This window comes from Lactobacillus amylolyticus (assembly GCF_003999355.1).
GTDB lineage: Bacteria > Bacillota > Bacilli > Lactobacillales > Lactobacillaceae > Lactobacillus > Lactobacillus amylolyticus.
On sequence record NZ_CP031835.1, the window covers coordinates 839,828 to 854,957 of the forward strand.

A 15,130-nucleotide genomic window follows, 5' to 3' on the forward strand; every position below is an offset into this window, starting at 1 on the left:
TCTAGTAACGTTTGTGCTTTTCAATATTTTTAAGTAAAGTACCTGTTCCTAAAGCAACAGCTTCCAATGGATGATCAGCCGTTAATACAGGAACTTGTAAATGGTAAGAAATTAATTTATCAATATTTCTAAGCAAAGCTCCACCACCAGTAAGCATAATACCGCGATCGATGATATCTGCTGATAATTCAGGTGGCGTAGTTTCAAGAACATCCTTAGTTGAGGCTACAATTGACATCAAGCCATCATGCAAAGCTTCTTGAATTTCCTCAGCAGTGACAGTAGTTTGTTTTGGCAAACCGTCAACTACATCACGACCACGAACTGTGATTGAAGCATCAGGATCTGGTTCAAAAGCGCTGCCGATTTGAATTTTAATATTTTCAGCAGTCCTTGAACCAATCAAAAGATTATGCTTGTTCTTAATGTAACTTACAACGGCTTGATTCATGCTATCACCAGCATAGCGAAGCGACTTGGAAGTTACAATTTCGCCCATTGACAAAACCGCAATATCAGTCGTTCCTCCACCAATATCGATTACCATGTTTCCTTGTGGTTTAAAAATATCCAAACCTGCACCAACAGCAGCAACTTTTGGTTCAAAATCAAGATATACTTTACCGCCACCGGACTTTTCTGCAGCCTCAATAATAGCTTTTTGTTCAATTGAAGTAACACCAGTAGGTGCACAAATCAAAATATTAGGCTTTGACATAAAGCCTTTAACATCAAGCTTTTCAATAAAGTATGACAACATTTCTTCAGTAATATCGAAGTCAGCAATGACACCATTTTTCAATGGACGAATGACTCTAATATTACCTGGGGTACGACCCACCATTTTATATGCTTCAGTTCCGACAGCTACTACTTTGTTAGTAGAAGTATTTACAGCCACAACTGAAGGTTCATTTAAAACAATACCTTTGCCAGAGACATTAATAAGTACGTTTGCAGTCCCTAGATCAATTCCAATATCTCGTGCCACAATAACCCTCCCTAGTATTCAAGTTACATTTTACCATAAAATACGGTACCTTGTCCTAACTGTCAATGTTTTAAGCATTCCTTAAAACAAATTACTTAATTGCATCGATGTATCGATAAAATTGATAACGAAACTAGCAACTAAATATCCTAAAGCGATCGCAATGAAGATAAATAGCAGCTGCGTTTCAAAAACTCTGCCTTTACGTGTAAATTCTTCAATTTGCAGGGCTTTAACAGCTTGAAAAGATAAGCCAATGCTTACTAGATAAATAAAAATACTAATGATCGCGTGAACGCCTAATTGAAACATTTTTTCTCCTAATAAAAAAAGGCAGATGCAATCCGCATCCACCTTTTCATTTGCTTTACTTTTTAGTATTGTAAACACTAATTCTATTCACGGCACGTTTCAAAGCAATCTGTGCTCTTTCAAGTGAGCGTTGATCATGCTTTTCACGAGCTTCTTTCATCCGCTTTTCAGCACGTTCCTTAGCTGCTTCAGCACGAGAAACATCAATATTACGAGCTCTTTCGGCACTATCGGCAATTATAGTAGCTATATTGTTTGAAAATTCAATATAGCCACCATTAACTGCAATATGATCAACCTTACGGGACATTTCACGACTTCTTCTAACCTTTAAATCGCCAATGGCTAATGGAGTTAATAAAGGCGTGTGTCCATACATGATTGAACGTTGACCATCAATCGCACGCATATCAATAATGCTGCTACGGTGTGAATAAATTAATCCATCTGGAGTTACAACATCTACTCTAAAAAGCTTTTCTGGATCTGCCATTTGACATCACCCTACTTTTCTAGTAATGCTTTAGCTTCTGGATCACTAGGTGTAACACCCATCTTTTGTGCTTTCTTCAAAACATCCTCAATTGGGCCAACACCACGGAAGGCATCTTCTGGTAAGTCATCAAGGTGACCATCCAAGATCATCTTAAAGCCTTTGATGGTTTCCTTAATTGGAACATATGAACCAGGTACACCAGTAAATTGTTCAGCAACGAAGAAGTTTTGTGATAAGAAGAATTGAACCTTACGTGCACGGGCAACGATCAATTTTTCTTCATCAGACAATTCATCCATACCTAAAACAGAAATAATGTCTTGCAATTCGTGATAACGTTGCAAAACGTGTTGCACACGAGTAGCGACTTCATAGTGTTCTTTACCAACAACTTCTGGATCCAATGCACTTGATGAAGACTCAAGTGGGTCAACGGCTGGATAAATACCTTGCTCAACCAAATTACGTTCCAAGTTGGTAGTAGCATCCAAGTGAGCAAAAGTAGTAGCTGGAGCTGGGTCGGTATAGTCATCGGCTGGCACATAAACGGCTTGAATTGAAGTAATAGAGCCCTTCTTGGTAGAAGTAATTCTTTCCTGCAATTGACCCATTTCAGTAGCCAAAGTTGGCTGATAACCAACGGCACTTGGCATACGACCTAACAAAGCTGATACTTCTGAACCAGCCTGAGTAAATCTGAAGATGTTGTCAATGAAGAGCAAAACATCTTGACCTTCAACATCTCTGAAGTATTCAGCGATTGTCAAACCAGTTAAAGCAACACGCATTCTGGCACCAGGCGGCTCATTCATCTGACCAAATACCATGGCAGTCTTGCTTAAAACCCCTGAAGCCTTCATTTCAAAGTAAAGGTCGTTACCTTCACGAGTTCTTTCACCAACACCAGTAAATACGGAAATACCACCGTGTTCTTGAGCGATGTTGTGAATCAATTCCTGAATGATAGTGGTCTTACCAACACCGGCACCACCGAACAAACCAACCTTACCACCACGAACATAAGGTTCGAGCAAGTCGATAACCTTGATACCAGTTTCAAGGATTTCACGACTAGTGGTTAATTCATCGTATTTTGGAGCTTCCTTATGAATTCCTTCACGTGGATGATCTTTTGGAAATTCTGGACCGTTATCGATTGGTTGACCCAAGACGTTGAACACACGACCTAAAGTGTCTTCACCAACTGGAACTGAAATTGGGCCACCAGTATCCTCGACTTTCATACCGCGTCGAAGACTATCGGTAGATTCCATGGAAATAGTTCTTAAAATCCCATCTCCAAGCTCAAGAGTAACTTCCAAGACAATTGATTCATCTTCTGATTTAATTACTCGAAGAGCGTTATTAATATCAGGTAGGTTTTTATCAAGTGGGAATTTAACATCGACAACTGGGCCGATTACTTGAACAATTTCACCTTCACTCAAACCATCTACCCCCTTTTCTTTTTTACTCTAAGGCATTCGCACCACTGATAATTTCAGTAATTTCAGTAGTAATTTGCGCCTGTCTTGCACGATTTAACTTAGTAGTTAAATTATCAACCAAATCATTAGCATTATCTGTCGCACTCTGCATGGCAGTCATTGAACTAGCATGTTCAGCAGTTTTTGCATCCAAAATAGCCCCGTAAATTGTCGAACGAGCATACTGCGGAAGCAAACTTGTCAATACAGAATTAATGTCTGGTTCGATATCATATTCTAATTTTTGATGAGCTTCAGCTTCTTTAACGCCGATATCCAAATCAATAATTGGAAGCATCTTTTCAACTCTGAATGCAGATGACAAGGAGTTAACATGATGAGTGTAGCAAACATACAATTCATCATAAACACCATTCAAATACATCTTAATAGCGGTTGAAACGATTGGTAAAACTTCATCAAAGGTTGGAACATCAGAAATACCTGTCTTTTCGTAAACAACATTTACATTGTTTTTCTTAAAGAACTGTACTCCGACAGAACCCACAGCTAAAACCTTGATGTTTTTGTTTTCAGCCTTGGAATCTTCAAATAATTCCATCATGTTCTTCAAAACTTGACTGTTATAAGAACCTACTAATCCACGGTCCCCAGTGATTACCAAATAACCAGTAGTATTAGTCTTTTTACGTTCTTGAATCAAATCTGAAGTAATACCTAATTCAAAAACATCAGCATAGTCAATGTTAGCAATATTCTTTTCGTCAATTGTAACATTCTCGTTTCCTAAGTATTCTACAATTTGTGAACTCATAACATTTGAAAGTGTCTTACGAACGTGATCATTATAAACGGTATAACCTTTATCACGTTTTTCGGTTTGACTAAGCTTTGATGCAGAAACCATTCTCATGGCCTCAGTGATTTTACTAGTTTGTTTTACTGAAGCGATTTTCTTCTTCAACTCAAGTAAAGATGCAGGCATAATTTACCTCCTAATTCTTACTTGGTGAAAAACTGTCATTAAATTCCTCAATAGCTGCTTGTATTTTCTTCTCATCTGGCAATTCCCCAGTCTCACGAATTTGCTTAAGCAAATCTGCATGACTGTTATCAAAATTGTCATAGATTTCACTCTCATAACGAGCAATATCTTCTACTGGAATTGAATCCAAGTAGCCGTGAGTTAATGCATAAAGAATTACAACTTGTTTTTCAACTGGTATTGGATCATGTAAAGGTTGTTTCAAAACTTCTACAGTACGGCGACCACGGTTTAATTTAGCTTGGGTTGCTTGATCCAAATCACTACCAAATTTTGCGAAACTTTCAAGTTCACGATATGCAGCAAGGTCAGTACGTAAAGTACCAGCAACCTTCTTCATAGCCTTAATCTGTGCATTACCACCAACACGAGAAACTGAGTTACCAGCATCAATGGCTGGACGAGTTCCTGCAAAGAACAAATCACTAAGTAAGAAAATCTGTCCATCGGTAATTGAAATTACGTTAGTAGGAATATATGCGGAAATATCTCCGGCTTCAGTTTGAATGAATGGCAATGCAGTCATTGATCCGCCACCTAGTTTGTCACTCAACTTAGCACTACGTTCAAGTAAACGTGAGTGTAAGTAGAAGACATCACCTGGGTAGGCTTCACGACCAGGCGGACGACGGAGAAGCAAGGAAAGTTCACGATAAGCGACGGCCTGTTTGGATAGGTCATCAAATACGATTAATACATCCTTGCCATTGTACATAAATTCCTCACCCATAGCAGTACCAGCATATGGTGCAATGTAAAGCATTGGTGCCGGTTCAGATGGGCCCGCTTCAACAACAATAGTGTAATCCATTGCTCCGAAACGTTTTAAAGTTTCAACTTGAGTTCTAACGGTTGATTCCTTTTGACCAACGGAAACGTAAATACAAATTACGTCTTTGCCCTTTTGGTTCAAAATAGTATCAATTGCCAAACTAGTCTTACCAGTCTTACGGTCACCGATAATTAATTCACGCTGACCTTTACCAATTGGTACCAAAGCGTCAATGGCTTTAATACCAGTTTGCAATGGTTCATCAACTGATTGACGATCCATAACACCTGGAGCTTTAGACTCAATTGGACGAGTTTTATCTGTCTTAATTTCGCCTAAGCCATCAACTGGTTGACCCAAAGGATTAACAACCCTACCGATAAGAGCGTCACCAACAGGAACTCGCATGATTTGACCGGTTCTCTTAACACGGTCACCTTCACGAATATCGTCAAAATTACCCAAAATAATGATACCTACATCATTAGCTTCAAGGTTTTGAGCGATACCGTAAGAGCCATTTTCAAATTCCAACAGCTCATTAGACAAAACATTGTTAAGTCCGTGAGCCCGGGCGATACCATCACCTACGTAAGTTACAACACCAACTTCGTTGACGTCGAGCTTATCATCGTAGTGTTCAAGTTGTTGCTTGATCAAAGAGCTAATTTCTTCCGCTTTAATGCTCAATGGTTTCACCTCTTTTAATTTTCATCAATTAATTGCGCACGGATCTTCTTCAGTTTATTTTTAACCGATCCATCGATCACGCGATCCTTTACTTGTAAAATCACGCCGCCTAAAATACTTGGATCAACTTGATTCTCAAGACGCACAGCATTTAAGTGATACTTTTTAGCATAGCTATCACCCAAACGCTTAAGTTGATCATCATCTAACTTAACTGCCGTAGTTGCAGTGCCGGATGCGATTAACTTTTCTTGATCATAAAAGTCATCAAAGCGATCAATAATTGGAATGATATATTCAAACCGATCATATTCAAGTAAAAGATTCAGAAATCCTTGGATTTCATCGGAAAAATCTTTTTCGATGGCTTCCAAAATCTTCTTTTTCTCATCTTTGTTTAAAATTGGATCGCTTAAAATTCCGACAATTGCGGGATTTTCTTCAATTGCTTTTTTCAGTTCTTGCAATTGAGAAAACATCGGATCTAAGACTTTCATGTCTTGCGCATAGCCAAACAAAGCAGCACCGTAACGCGCAGCTATTTCTTCTCTACTTAAAGCCATTAACCATTCAGCCCCTTAATAAATTGGTCGACTAAATCTTTTTGGTCTTCAGCAGATAAATTCTTTGCAATTATCTTTTCAGCAATCGCAACTGAAATATCTGCAACTTCTCTGCGAGCATCATTAATCGCATCAGCCTTAGCCTTTTTAGCATCAGCTTCAGCCTTCTTACGAATTGATGCTGCGTCATTGTTAGCGTCAGCTACAATTTGACTGCCTATCTTTTGCGCATTTGTTTTGGCGTCAGAGAGAATTTGAGTTGCTTCTTGTCTTGAATTCTTTAAAGCAGCTTCTCGTTCGTTAGCCAAAATTTCGGCTTTCTTACGATTGCTTTCAGCTGAATCCAAGTCTTCAATAACTTTTTGCCGCCGTTTTTCCATCATGTCTGAGACAGGGCCCCAAGCATAATGCTTAACTAAAAGCATTAAGATGGCAAAAACAACAAGATACCAGATAGTGTTACCTATGTATACATGTGAGGCTGCAAATAATGTTTCAAAAGTCATTTACTGCCCTTCTCTCTTTAATACCTGAATCTTCTCGATTGACAAATTATTAAAGGAAAAGAATCAAGAAGGCAACAACGATAGCTATAATAGGAACGGCTTCGATCAAACCAACACCAATAAACATAGTAGCTCTTAAGTTGCCGGCACTTTCAGGTTGGCGAGCCATACATTCAATGGTCTTTGAAATAACCTTTCCGTTACCGAAGGCAGCAGCTAAGGCTGCTAAACCAGCTGCAATTGATGCAGCAAGATATTTAAATGCTTCTGACATAAAATAAACCTCCAAAAATTATTCTTTTGCAACTTTCTTACCAATGTAAACCATTGATAAAGTTACAAATACATATGCCTGGATAGAGCCAATGAAGACAGAGAAACCTTGCCAAATCATGGCCAATGGAGCCGCTAAAATTATAGTTGGGATACCGCCGCTCATTGCAAGTCGGTCTCCTAGCAAAGTTAGCAAAACTTCACCAGCATAGATGTTCCCATACAAACGTAATGACAGAGTCAAAAAGTTAGTAAACTCTTCAATCAAATTGATTGGAAGTAAGAATCCAACTGGGGCAGTGTAATTTCGCAAGTATCCACCTACACCGAATTTTTGCACCCCAAATGTAAATGATAAAAGCAAGGTCATCATTGCAAACGACATTGTCGCTACAGGATCAGCGGTTGGTGATTTAATAACCATCCAATCACCTACTTTAACTTCCAAGAACATACCCAGTTGGTTCATAAACCAAATGAATAAGAAAAGAACAAAAGCATAAAGTGATAAGTGTTTTTGTGCATCGGGATCACTAACATTGTCTTTAACGATTCCGTTAGTAAAATTGAGCAGATATTCAATCACATTTTGCTTTTTGTTTGGTCTTAATTCAACTTTTCTTGAAAGCCAAATGCAGATAAACAAAACCGCTAGTGCCATTAGCGTTGAGCCAATAATCCCTACGAGATCGAATTTTAAGCCCAAGAACTCAAAAACAAGTGGTTTCTCCATTACTTCGTGACCTCCCTTCTTCGTGCTGAATAAACTCGAACACGTTTATAATATTAACACCAAAAGCTAGCTTTGTGAAAAATGAAAGCGCATTTAAGTCTTTTTTCAGATTAAATAACGAATTATTTAGTACCGAAGATACGGTCACCGGCATCCCCTAAGCCTGGGAAAATATAGCCGTTATCAAGCAATTTTTCGTCTTCAGCTGCTGCATAAATATCAACATCAGGATATTTTTCACGAATAGCTTTAACACCTTCTGGTGCAGCAACCAAAACTGCTAACTTGATTTCCTTAACGCCACGCTTCTTTAATGCGCCAATAGCATCAATAGCTGAACCACCAGTAGCAAGCATTGGGTCAACAATTAAGCATTCACGTTCTGAAACGTCCTTTGGCATCTTGCAGAAGTATTCATGTGGTTTAAGAGTCTTTTCATCACGGTACATTCCGATTACGCCAACTTTAGCAGTAGGTACCATTTCAAGAACACCATTAAGCATTCCCATACCTGCACGCAAAATTGGAACAATCGTTAATTTCTTGCCCGCAATTTCTTTTTGTGTGGTTTTACCAATTGGAGTTTCGATTTCGACATCCTTTAATGGTAAATCTCTGGTAATTTCATATGTCATTAAACCACCAATTTCACCGACGATCCGGCGAAATTCATTTGAACCAGTTTCTTTACGACGAATGATCGTCAATTTATGTTGGATCAATGGGTGATCTAAAACTACAAATTTTCCCATGTTGTGACTGCCTCCTAATTTAAAACAAATTAACGTCAACATTATTTTATCAAAAAAGCAAAGGGTTTAAAGCCCTTTGCTATGTTTATTTATTAAAATGATGACCAGCTGATGCTTTGTTAAGTCGATTCATGTAAGCTAAACTAGCTTCTCCTTCATCAAAACCTTCAACATAAATTTGATGAATATTTTTCTTATCATCGAAATAACGCAAGCCGCCAAACAAATTATGATCAGCTTGAATTAAATCATCACCCAAGTTGAATTTATTTTCTTGTGGCAAGTCAATTTTAGCTAATACATTTTTTGTTGCCATAACGCCAGTATTTTCATTCAAATCGATTTTAGCAAAATCCTCTGGGTGATCAATGACCATGACTGGCGCGCTTGGAGCATAATGCCGGTATTTCATTCCTGGTGCCTTAGGGATTTCTTTGTCTGACACCTTGCCCGTGTTGATTAAAACTTTTTCACCTAAAACTTCAGAAAGTTCTTCCGGAGTAATTTCACCCGGACGCAATACAATCGGTGTTTTTACGGACAAATCAATAATTGTTGATTCAAGACCTACCCGAGTTGGACCGCCATCAATAATACCAGCAATTTTGCCCTTAAGATCGTGATAGACATGTTGTGCAGTAGTTGGACTTGGCTTAGTAGAAGTATTGGCTGATGGGCCAACGATTGGATATCCGAGCTTTTTAATTAAAGTATGAGTAAGCTTATCATCAGGGCATCTAAAGGCAACTGTATCCAAGCCGCCAGTAACAGCATCTGGCAAGGAACCAGGTTTAACAAACAAAAGAATAGTCAAAGGGCCTGGCCAAAAATGCTTGATCAGCTTTTCTGCTCTTTCAGGAACTTCTTTGGCATAACGGCGCATCATATCTTCATCGGAGACGGTTACAATCAAAGGATTATCGCTGGGACGCCCTTTGGCAGCATAAACGCCCTTAACAGATTTTTCATTAGTGGCAATTGCCCCTAAGCCATAAACCGTTTCGGTTGGAAAAGCTACTAATTCACCCTTTGCCAGCAACTTCACTGCATCATCAATTTGTTCTTCAGAAAAAATCTTAGTTTCCATTATTTCTTCCACCTTCCATGAATCATACGTGGTTTACCAGCCATGTCTTTTCTAAACTCAATTTCAAAATCCGGAAGTTCTGCACTAAAAAGTTCACGCAATTGCTGTTCTTCACTGAAACCAAATTCCATGAAAAACTCACCGTGACTATTGAGATGATCACGGACCTCTTTAGCGAATTTACGATAAAAATCAAGCCCATCATCGCCACCAAATAGAGCTGTATCAGGTTCGTTCTGCAAAACGTTTTGATCCATATCTTTTACTTCGGATTTTTTAATATACGGCGGATTAGAAATAATTTTGTCGAATTTAGCCAAGCCGATTAAGCAGTTAGCCTTACGAACCAAGGCATCAACACTGTAAGTGAGCAAATTTTCTTCCGCAATTCTTAAAGCAGTATCAGTAACGTCTGAGATTGTCAGGTGCAAATCAGCAATATGTTTTTTCTCAGCTTCTTTAGCTAATGCAATTGCAATACAACCTGAACCTGTCCCTAAATCAAGCACTTGATCTCCGTTATGCAAGGATTTTAGTGCCCATTCGACTAATTCCTCAGTTTCAAAACGAGGGATTAAAACGCCGCGTTGAACCATAATTTTGTAGCCCAAAAACCAGGCATAACCCAAAATATATTGTGGGGAAATGCCCTTAGCTAATTTTTTAATGTCCTTGTTTGCTTGCTTAACTTGTGCATCGCTAAGCTCTAGATCCTGCTTTAATTCAAATTCGCTAGGAGTAAGTCCTAATCTTTCACCCAGAACGTAATCAATATCTTCCGGTCGAGCTTGATCTGCCGTTTCTCCTGCTTTAATGCGAATATCTTTTAATGTTTTAGGCATTCTTATCAGCAAGCTCCTCTAACTGCTTAGTTTGATTATAAAGGATCAAAGCGTCAATAATCTCATCAAGTTCACCGTTCATTACCCGGTCTAGCTTGTTAATAGTTAAACCAATCCGGTGATCAGTAACTCTGTTCTGAGGATAGTTGTAAGTTCTAATTCTTTCAGAACGATCCCCCGTACCTACGGCATTTTTACGCTTAGCATCATATTTGTCACGATTTTGCGTTTCATAATAATCGTAAACACGAGATTTCAAAATCTGCATCGCTTTCTCACGGTTTTGCTGCTGACTACGTTGATCCTGCATAGCTACAACAATACCAGTTGGCAAGTGAGTCATTCTAACGGCACTTGATGTTTTGTTAATGTGCTGACCACCGGCACCACTGGAACGATAAACATCCACTCTGATGTCTTTTGGATCCAAATCAATATCAACTTGCTCATATTCTGGCATTACAGCAACAGTAGCAGTTGAAGTATGAACACGACCTTGAGATTCGGTTACTGGAATTCTTTGAACACGGTGCGCACCATTTTCATACTTTAATTTGGAGTAGACCTTATCGCCAGTAATCATAATGGCAACCCGCTTATAGCCACCAACCTCAGTTGGCTCTGAATCAACCATGGAGACTTTCCATCCTTGACGTTCAGCGTATTTTTCATACATTCTCAATAAATCGCCAGCAAATAATGATGCTTCATCACCACCAGCTGCTCCTCTAATTTCCATAATGATATCTTTGTCATCGTTTGGATCCTTAGGAAGCATTAAAATTTTGATTTGCTCTTCTAGTTCAGGAAGCTCTTTTTCTAATTCAGAATTTTCTTCCTTTGCCATTTCTACTAAATCTGCATCGCTTTCGTCGGAAATAATCTTTTTATTATCAGCGATTTCTTTTTGATATGCTTTATATTTCTTGTATTTTTGAACAACTTCACGCAAGTCAGCTTCTTCTTTTGAAACTTCCATGTAGCGCTTAGTATCATTGATTACTTCTGGATCGGCCATCATTTCTTGGAGTTCTTCATAGTGAGCAGCCAAGCCTTCCAGTTGTGCCATAACCTTATCCATAAACTCGTCTCCTTTTATTTTCTATTTTGTCCTGGGTGGAAATAATGAAAGCGACAAACAGGGTAATAGCTTTCATCGCCACCAATTTGAACTTGTTCGCCTTCATAAACAGGTTTACCATCGTTTACACGCAAATTCATTGTAGCCTTGTGACCGCAATAGTGACAAATTGTTTTCATTTCGTCAATCTTATCAGCATAAATCAGCAGATTTTCACTGCCTTCAAATAAATGATTCTGAAAATCTTGTTTTAAACCGAAAGTCATCACCGGAATTTTTAGTTCATCAACAATTTTAGTACATTCTATGACATGATGTTTTTTTAAAAATTGTGCTTCATCAATCAAGACGCAAGCAACTTTTCCTGCTCCAGAGGCAACATCCTTTTCATTTTTATTTTTTACATAGTCAAAAATATTCATTTCTGAGGTAACTGGAATTGCCTTCCGATGCAAGCCGATCCTTGAAGAAACCGTACCTACTCCGGCACGATCATCCAAACCACTTGTCATTAAAACGATTTTTCTGCCTTGAGCTTCATAATTATGGGCAACTTTAAGAAATTCAATTGTTTTGCCACTTCTCATTGCACCATAACGGAAAAATAACTGCGCCATTGTGACTCCCCTTTATCAAAATATCCGTTTTATAGTATAGATGAAAATTAAATTTTATGCATTGAAACTAACGTAAAAATCTACTTTTAACTTCTGCTATATGCTATAGTAAAAACTAGTTTTATTAGTGAGGAAAATTATATGAGTTTTAAATCAGGAATTGCAAAAGTTGCTGGAAAGGCATCTTATTGGTTCTTACATAATGTTCTTAAAGGCGGAACCAGTTTTCCTGGCAAGCTAGCTATGAAAATTGATCCGCAAGTTTTAAATTCATTAGCCAAAGGCTACGAAACAATCATCGTAACCGGGACCAATGGAAAAACTATGACCACCGCGTTAATTGTGGAATCTTTAAAGAAAAAATACGGTGATATTCTTACCAATCCTTCTGGTTCAAATATGCAGCAAGGAATCGTAACAGCATTTTTAGCTCACAAGCATAAACGTGTGCAACGCAAAATAGCTGTGCTTGAAGTAGACGAAGCCAATGTCAAAATGGTAACTAAACTGCTTCATCCATCCGCATTTGTTTTGACCAATATTTTCCGTGACCAAATGGATCGTTATGGTGAAATCTACACCACCTACGATAAAATCGTCAACGGGATTAAGTTGGCACCCAAGGCAAAGATAATCGCCAACGGGGATGCAAGCATTTTTTCTTCTGTTGACTTGCCTAATCCAAAAATCTACTTCGGTTTTAAATTGGCAGATGATCTTGAAACAAATGATTTTAAAGCACCTGTTAATACAGATGGTGTCTTATGCCCTAAATGCGATCACATCTTGCACTATCATGAACGCATTTACGCCAACTTAGGTGATTTCTTCTGTCCTAACTGCGGCTATCATCGACCAAAACTAACTTACACAGTCAACGAAATTATCGATCAAACGCCAAACTCATTAAAATTCAAAATGGGTGAAAAAGAGTACGCTATTAATATTGGTGGCACATACAATATTTACAACGCACTAGCTGCCTACTCCGTAGCTCGTGAATTTGGTTTAAGCGATGAAGAAGTTGCTGCTGCTTTTGCCGAAAACAAACGAATCTTTGGTCGTCAAGAATTGATAAAATATGGCAATAAAGAAATCGATTTGATTCTGGTTAAAAACCCGGTTGGACTTGATGAAGTTCTCCATATGTTGAATACAGAAAAAGATGATTATTCGTTGGTAACTTTATTAAATGCCAACCATGCCGATGGAATTGATACTTCTTGGATTTGGGATGCTGACTACGAAGGCTTGGACAAGAAGAAAATCAAGCGAGTTCTAGTTGGTGGTCAACGCTGGCATGATATGGGCTTCAGATTGGAAGTTTCAGGCTTTGAACCTGGCACCATGCTTACCAATCCGGATGATGATAGTTTAATTGAAGAAATTACTAAATTGCCAACCAAAAAGGTTTATATCTTATCAACTTACACAGCAATGCTTGCCCTGCGTAAGGCAATGGCGGAAAAGAAAATTATCAAGGCTGGAATGTAACAGCTACAAAATTAAAAGAGCTGACCAAATGATCAGCTCTTTTTTTATAAACAAAAATGCCTTAATATCAAGCTTTGTAATAACTCAATACTAAGACATTTACTAAATATTGGGATGTTGGGGCTCGAACCCAAACGTCCAGGAACCAGAATCCTGTGCCTTACCAATTTGGCTACATCCCAGTGCTAATCACCCGTACGAGAATTGAACTCGTAACTCCACCTTGAGAGGGTGGCGTCTTAACCATTTGACCAACGGGCAAACTTAACAGTTGTTATTATCCTTTTTTCTGCTAGCCTTGTCAAGCTATTTTCTCTATAATAATTGTTAATGAGGTAGAAAATTTTATGATCGATTACTTCGCAACGCAAAATTTAATTGAATCGATGGTTACGGAACGAGTTGTCCCAGGCGTTAATTACGCTTTTATCAAGGACAAACAAGTCTTTACTTCGACTATCGGCTTTGCAAGCATTTATCCGACAGTGACCCAACTTAGTCCTTTTGCTGAATACGATTTGGCTAGTTTGACTAAAGTAATTGCCACTGAAAATGTTTTGCTCAAACTATATGATCAGGGAAAAATTAATTTTTCTGAGCCATTGCATCAATTTATTCCAGAATTTAGCGATCAACGCATTCGTTTATTTCATTTATTAACTCACACGAGCGGTATTCGCGGCTGGATCCCCAACCGTGATCAACTAGATCATGATCAGTTGCTAGATGCGATTATCCATTTGCCCGTAACAGATGAATTCAAAGCTAAAATGCGCTACGCAGACACCAATTTTATTCTATTAGGCTTGGTCATTAAAAAAATTTTTGGTGCCCCGGTTCAAGATGTAGCAATGCAAGAGGTGATTAAACCTATGGGGCTTACGCACACTACATTTCATCCGATAAAAAAGTACTGTGTTCCAACGGCAATTGTTAATGGTGATGTTCTGCAAGGCATTTCCCATGATCCTAAAGCCAGACAACTAGGCAGCGACTGCGGATCAGCTGGTTTATTCTCCAGCATGGGCGATTTAATTAAGCTGGCACGCGGCTATTTAGGACTGGATAAAACTATCCTGCCATATAGTCAACAAACTGTCAGCCTGTTATTTGACAATAAAAATGCTGTAAATGTAAAGCCTAGATCCTGGGGATGGGATTTACGCTTTGATCCCAAGCTTCATTATCCGATTATTTTGCATACTGGTTTTACTGGTACGTTGATTATTCTTGATCGATTGAAACGTTCTGGATTGATTTTATTGACTAATCGCGTTCACCCGTCAGGACACAATACTATTTTTTTAGCAATGCGCGAAAAAATCATTCAAAGTTTCCTAAAAGAAAATTCCAAATGAAAAAGAGCGGCTGGTGTCCAGCCGCTCTTTTTTATTCTCACAATTCTTTTTCATTCGTTTTAATTATAAA

The 15,130-nt window shown here is 38.5% G+C and carries 17 protein-coding genes and 2 tRNA genes; 2 read left to right on the plus strand and 17 right to left on the minus strand.

Annotation, left to right across the window (positions count from 1 at the left end):
* Position 1: 1 nt before the first annotated feature.
* From mreB to D0Z64_RS04325, 15 genes are all read right to left on the minus strand, one after another.
* Positions 2-991, minus strand: a complete 990-nt coding sequence (gene mreB, locus D0Z64_RS04255) for a rod shape-determining protein (RefSeq protein ID WP_080881482.1) — start codon at positions 989-991, stop codon at positions 2-4.
* 81 nt (positions 992-1,072) lie between these two features.
* Positions 1,073-1,303 (minus strand): DUF1146 family protein, encoded by a 231-nt coding sequence (locus D0Z64_RS04260; protein WP_080881483.1) that lies wholly within the window; start codon positions 1,301-1,303, stop codon positions 1,073-1,075.
* 55 nt (positions 1,304-1,358) lie between these two features.
* On the minus strand, positions 1,359-1,796 hold the full coding sequence (locus D0Z64_RS04265; RefSeq protein WP_080881484.1) for a F0F1 ATP synthase subunit epsilon: 438 nt from the start codon (positions 1,794-1,796) through the stop codon (positions 1,359-1,361).
* An 11-nt stretch (positions 1,797-1,807) separates the two neighbouring features.
* Positions 1,808-3,247, minus strand: coding sequence for a F0F1 ATP synthase subunit beta (atpD, locus tag D0Z64_RS04270; RefSeq protein WP_080881485.1), 1,440 nt, complete (start codon positions 3,245-3,247; stop codon positions 1,808-1,810).
* A gap of 22 nt (positions 3,248-3,269) precedes the next feature.
* On the minus strand, positions 3,270-4,232 hold the full coding sequence (locus D0Z64_RS04275; protein ID WP_080881486.1) for a F0F1 ATP synthase subunit gamma: 963 nt from the start codon (positions 4,230-4,232) through the stop codon (positions 3,270-3,272).
* A gap of 10 nt (positions 4,233-4,242) precedes the next feature.
* Complete coding sequence (atpA, locus tag D0Z64_RS04280; protein ID WP_080881487.1) at positions 4,243-5,754, minus strand: F0F1 ATP synthase subunit alpha; 1,512 nt, start codon at positions 5,752-5,754, stop codon at positions 4,243-4,245.
* Between the two features lie 14 nt (positions 5,755-5,768).
* Complete coding sequence (atpH, locus tag D0Z64_RS04285; protein WP_080881488.1) at positions 5,769-6,317, minus strand: ATP synthase F1 subunit delta; 549 nt, start codon at positions 6,315-6,317, stop codon at positions 5,769-5,771.
* Positions 6,317-6,823 (minus strand): F0F1 ATP synthase subunit B, encoded by a 507-nt coding sequence (gene atpF / locus D0Z64_RS04290; RefSeq protein WP_080881489.1) that lies wholly within the window; start codon positions 6,821-6,823, stop codon positions 6,317-6,319. Before atpF ends, atpH begins: the two co-directional genes overlap by 1 nt.
* A gap of 49 nt (positions 6,824-6,872) precedes the next feature.
* On the minus strand, positions 6,873-7,097 hold the full coding sequence (atpE, locus tag D0Z64_RS04295; RefSeq protein WP_080881490.1) for a F0F1 ATP synthase subunit C: 225 nt from the start codon (positions 7,095-7,097) through the stop codon (positions 6,873-6,875).
* A gap of 18 nt (positions 7,098-7,115) precedes the next feature.
* Entirely contained in the window at positions 7,116-7,829 is a 714-nt protein-coding gene (gene atpB / locus D0Z64_RS04300) for a F0F1 ATP synthase subunit A (protein WP_006351769.1), read from the minus strand.
* A gap of 122 nt (positions 7,830-7,951) precedes the next feature.
* Positions 7,952-8,581 carry a uracil phosphoribosyltransferase gene (upp, locus tag D0Z64_RS04305; protein ID WP_006351770.1) on the minus strand — a complete coding sequence of 210 codons (630 nt, stop codon included), beginning with the start codon at positions 8,579-8,581 and terminating at the stop codon, positions 7,952-7,954.
* 85 nt (positions 8,582-8,666) lie between these two features.
* Entirely contained in the window at positions 8,667-9,668 is a 1,002-nt protein-coding gene (locus D0Z64_RS04310) for an L-threonylcarbamoyladenylate synthase (protein ID WP_080881492.1), read from the minus strand.
* The gene (gene prmC / locus D0Z64_RS04315) at positions 9,668-10,510 is read right to left on the minus strand and encodes a peptide chain release factor N(5)-glutamine methyltransferase (protein WP_006351772.1); all 843 of its coding nucleotides are present in this window, start codon (positions 10,508-10,510) and stop codon (positions 9,668-9,670) included. The genes D0Z64_RS04310 and prmC overlap by 1 nt, the downstream gene beginning before the upstream one ends.
* Positions 10,503-11,591: a peptide chain release factor 1 gene (gene prfA, locus D0Z64_RS04320; protein ID WP_080881493.1), complete on the minus strand. Its 1,089-nt coding sequence runs from the start codon at positions 11,589-11,591 to the stop codon at positions 10,503-10,505. The genes prmC and prfA overlap by 8 nt, the downstream gene beginning before the upstream one ends.
* A 14-nt stretch (positions 11,592-11,605) precedes the next feature.
* Complete coding sequence (locus D0Z64_RS04325; protein ID WP_006351774.1) at positions 11,606-12,208, minus strand: thymidine kinase; 603 nt, start codon at positions 12,206-12,208, stop codon at positions 11,606-11,608.
* A gap of 141 nt (positions 12,209-12,349) precedes the next feature.
* Between D0Z64_RS04325 and D0Z64_RS04330 the strand changes: the two genes are divergently transcribed.
* Positions 12,350-13,702 carry a Mur ligase family protein gene (locus D0Z64_RS04330; protein ID WP_006351775.1) on the plus strand — a complete coding sequence of 451 codons (1,353 nt, stop codon included), beginning with the start codon at positions 12,350-12,352 and terminating at the stop codon, positions 13,700-13,702.
* Positions 13,703-13,811: 109 nt separating this feature from the next.
* Here the strand turns inward: D0Z64_RS04330 and D0Z64_RS04335 are convergent.
* Together D0Z64_RS04335 and D0Z64_RS04340 are read right to left on the minus strand one after the other, a co-directional pair.
* Positions 13,812-13,884, minus strand: a tRNA-Gln gene (locus D0Z64_RS04335).
* Between the two features lie 7 nt (positions 13,885-13,891).
* A tRNA-Glu gene (locus tag D0Z64_RS04340) sits at positions 13,892-13,963 on the minus strand.
* 86 nt (positions 13,964-14,049) lie between these two features.
* On the opposite strand from D0Z64_RS04340, the gene D0Z64_RS04345 reads away from it, so the two are divergent.
* On the plus strand, positions 14,050-15,060 hold the full coding sequence (locus tag D0Z64_RS04345; protein WP_080881494.1) for a serine hydrolase domain-containing protein: 1,011 nt from the start codon (positions 14,050-14,052) through the stop codon (positions 15,058-15,060).
* Positions 15,061-15,130: the final 70 nt, after the last annotated feature.